This is a genomic window from Geomonas sp. (assembly GCF_056994735.1).
The window spans coordinates 1-3220 of record NZ_JBXKJL010000094.1 but is presented as its reverse complement, the minus strand read 5'-3'; the positions used below and the strand labels follow the sequence as shown (position 1 = coordinate 3220).

The following is a 3220-nucleotide window of genomic DNA, read 5'->3' as shown; positions in this document are numbered from 1 at the left end:
CGGTAGATCTCCATCATATCCAGCATCACCCTTCTCTCGGAAAGTCCCTTGGCGGCAACAGGGGTGGCGGTTCCGGCGCCGATCCGTTTCAGGGAACGGAGAAGCTCAGGAACGTCCGGATGAAATTCCACCTCGAGTTCGGAATGGACAGCCGCTGCGGTAAAACCTGCTCGTTGCAGGCTGGAGAGAACGTCCTGTTCGGAAAAGAAGGTGTGGCTTCGGTCGGGCCCCTCATTGAGGGCAGCCTTATAAGAGTCCCTGAGTTCGTACAGCGTCTTCTCGCCGAAAAGCGCGAAGCAGAAGAAGCCTCCCGGCGAGAGCACCCTCTGCACCTCGGCAAGGGCAAGATCCAGCGTGGTGAGCCACTGGAAAGTGGAGGTGGACAGCACCAGGTCGAAGGAACCTGCGGCAAAAGGGAGGCTTTCCGCGTCCGCATTCACCAAGGGCACCCTGTCAGCAGCCAGGGCCTCCGAGGCAGCCAGGCACATGCCGAAGGCGAGATCGGCACCGACGGTGAATGCATCGGGATACATATTGTGCAGCTTCGCAAGGAGCCGCCCGGTTCCGGCGCCCACATCGAGAATCCGCGACGGCTTCACCCCTTCTGCCTGCAGCATGCCGGTCAGCCGCTCCACGACCGTCCGCTGGACCACCGCGTAGCGATCATAATCGCTGGCCTGCCGGTGAAACGACTCCCGCACCTTATCTCTGTCTATCTGGGCTACCATCTATTTCCTTATGCATCTACTAGATGCAGTATAGTCCCCTCGAAAGGCTCCACCCTATTGTCCCCTGGAGGAGCCCCCCCTCTCATTTCTTATCCTAATTAGTACCAATTCCGCCAGCTTCCAAAACTGTCATTCCCGAAGCGATTCTGATCGGGAATCCAGCTCCTAAACGACGTGAAATCTGGATCCCTGATAAGGGCATTCGGGGATGACAATCTCATAGCGGAAGATTAGCGCTAATTAGTTTTTATTGTTCGCCCCAACCTCGAAGCGGCTACGGGAGCTCCCGCAGAAACTCCCGCACCACGTTATTGAACTCGTCCGGTCGCGTCATGAAGGGGGCATGGCCGCAACCGTTCATGATCTTCAGTGACGCCATCGGCAACCGCTCCGCCATGTAGAGGGAGGCTGACGGCGGGCAGATGGTATCGAGCTCCCCGTGAACCAGAAGCACCGGCCGGTCGATCAGAGGGAGTTGCGATCTGAGGTCGGCAGTCGAGAGAATCTTGAGCCCGTCCCGGGCAGCCTCAGGATCGGGAGAGCGCCCACTCATCACGATCTCGTGCACGATCCGCTGGTACCGAGCCTTATCCATCTCCCCTTCGGCGAACATTCCCTTGAAGAAGTCGCCCATGGTCTTCTGGTAGTCGCGCCGGAGCCGCACCCCCATCCCCTTCACCTCCAGCGGAGGCTGGCCATGGGCAAAGTCATCGGCAGTCGTGAAGCGGGGTGTCCCTCCGACCAGGACCAAACCGGCGCACCTCGACCTCAATTCCGGGAAAGCCTGGAGCGCGACCTGCACTCCCATCGACCACGCGACCAGAACTGCATCTTGCAATTCCATCGAATCGAAGAAGGAAACCAGGTCACTGGCGAAGTCTTCCAGCGAGTAGCCTGTTGCCTGGGACGACTGCCCGTGCCCCCGCTGGTCGAGGAAGATTAGCCGGCATGCCCGATCGAGCTCGCGTTGGAAGCGCCAGACCCGGCCCGACATGGCCCACCCGTGCAAGAAGACGATCGGCCGTCCGGTCCCGATCTCATCGTAATGCAAGGTAGCCGCTGGGGTTTCCATGGAAGGCATACATCTCCTGGTTGAAATTGCACCCTTCGACAAGCTCAGGGTGAACGGAATGGTATGAGCTCAGGGTGAACGGAATGGCATGAGCCCAGGGTGAACGGAATGGCATGAGCCCAGGGTGGACCCGTTCGTGCTGAGCCTGTCGAAGCACGTGTCCCGTTCGTGCTGAGCCTGTCGAAGCACGCATAGCAGTGTTTAAGACGGTGGTTCAGCCTTACCGAATAACCCCGAGCTTGCTCCCCACCGAGGCAATGGCATCGGCTGCGGCCTCGAGATCTTCCGGCTCGTGGGTGGCCATGATGGTGCAGCGCAGGCGGCAACTTCCCGCCGGGACCGTAGGCGGCCTGATCCCCTGCACGAAAATCCCTTGCTCCAAAAGCTCGCGGCTGAACTCCATGGTCGTCTCCGCGGGCCCGACGAAGACGGGGAGGATCTGGGTCTCGCTCCCCATGGTGTCGAAGCCGTAGCTCTCGAGCCTTTCCTTGAAGAGAGCTACGTTTGCGGCCAGCCTCTTCCTGAGCTGCTCCCCTTCCGGAGAATCAACAAGGTCTATCGCTGCCAGCGACGCAGCCAGTACCGCCGGAGGAAGAGAGGTGGAGAAGATGAAACTGCGTGCCTTGTTGACCAGGTACTCGCAGATCTCGGCGGAGGCCGCGGCATAAGCTCCGTAGCTGCCGAATCCCTTGCCGAGGGTCCCCATGTGGATGTCAATCCCGTCCATCACCCCACACAGCTCGCCGCTGCCACGCCCTGTCTCTCCAAGGACACCGCTGCCGTGGGCGTCGTCGACCATGAGGAGTGCGTCGTAACGTTTCGCGAGCTCGGCCAGTCTTGCCAGGGGGGCGATATCACCGTCCATGCTGAAGACCCCGTCGGTCACGATCAGCCGTCTCCCCTTCCCCCCCTTCTCCTCGAGCATCCGCTCCAGCGCCGCCATATCCCGGTGTGGGTACCGATGGAAATTGGCCCGCGAGAGGAGAGCACCGTCCACGATGCTCGCGTGATTGAGCCGGTCGGAGAAAATGGCATCCCCTCTTCCGACCAGAGCCGAGATGATGCCGGTATTGGCGGCGTAGCCGGAGTTGAAGAGAAGGGCCTTTTCGGTCCCTTTGAAGGCGGCGATCCGCCGCTCGAGCCTTTCGTGGAGTTCCATGGTCCCGGACACCAGGCGAGACGCGCCACTCCCCGTACCCAAAGCTACCGCTTCGACCGCGGCAGTCTTCAGGGCCGGGTGATCCGCGAGGCCGAGATAGTTGTTCGAGCAAAGGAGGAGCACTTCCCTCCCATCGAGTTCTACCCGGCTCCCCTGCGGACCGGAAATGGTCCTCATGCTGCGGTACAGTCCTTCGCCCCGAAGGGCCTCAAGCTCGTCTGCAAATGTCTGCACACTCTTCTCCGATCTGAACGGCTTACG

The 3220-nt window shown here is 60.6% G+C and carries 3 protein-coding genes; all 3 read right to left on the bottom strand.

Annotated features, from left to right (window positions below):
• Positions 1 to 728, bottom strand: a 728-nt coding sequence (locus AC11W3_RS04145) for a methyltransferase domain-containing protein (RefSeq protein WP_484092551.1), incomplete at its 3' end; no start/stop codon positions are given.
• A 274-nt stretch (positions 729 to 1002) separates the two neighbouring features.
• Positions 1003 to 1800: an alpha/beta fold hydrolase gene (locus tag AC11W3_RS04140; RefSeq protein WP_484090114.1), complete on the bottom strand. Its 798-nt coding sequence runs from the start codon at positions 1798 to 1800 to the stop codon at positions 1003 to 1005.
• Between the two features lie 220 nt (positions 1801 to 2020).
• Positions 2021 to 3193 (bottom strand): 8-amino-7-oxononanoate synthase, encoded by a 1173-nt coding sequence (gene bioF, locus AC11W3_RS04135; RefSeq protein WP_484090115.1) that lies wholly within the window; start codon positions 3191 to 3193, stop codon positions 2021 to 2023.
• Positions 3194 to 3220: the final 27 nt, after the last annotated feature.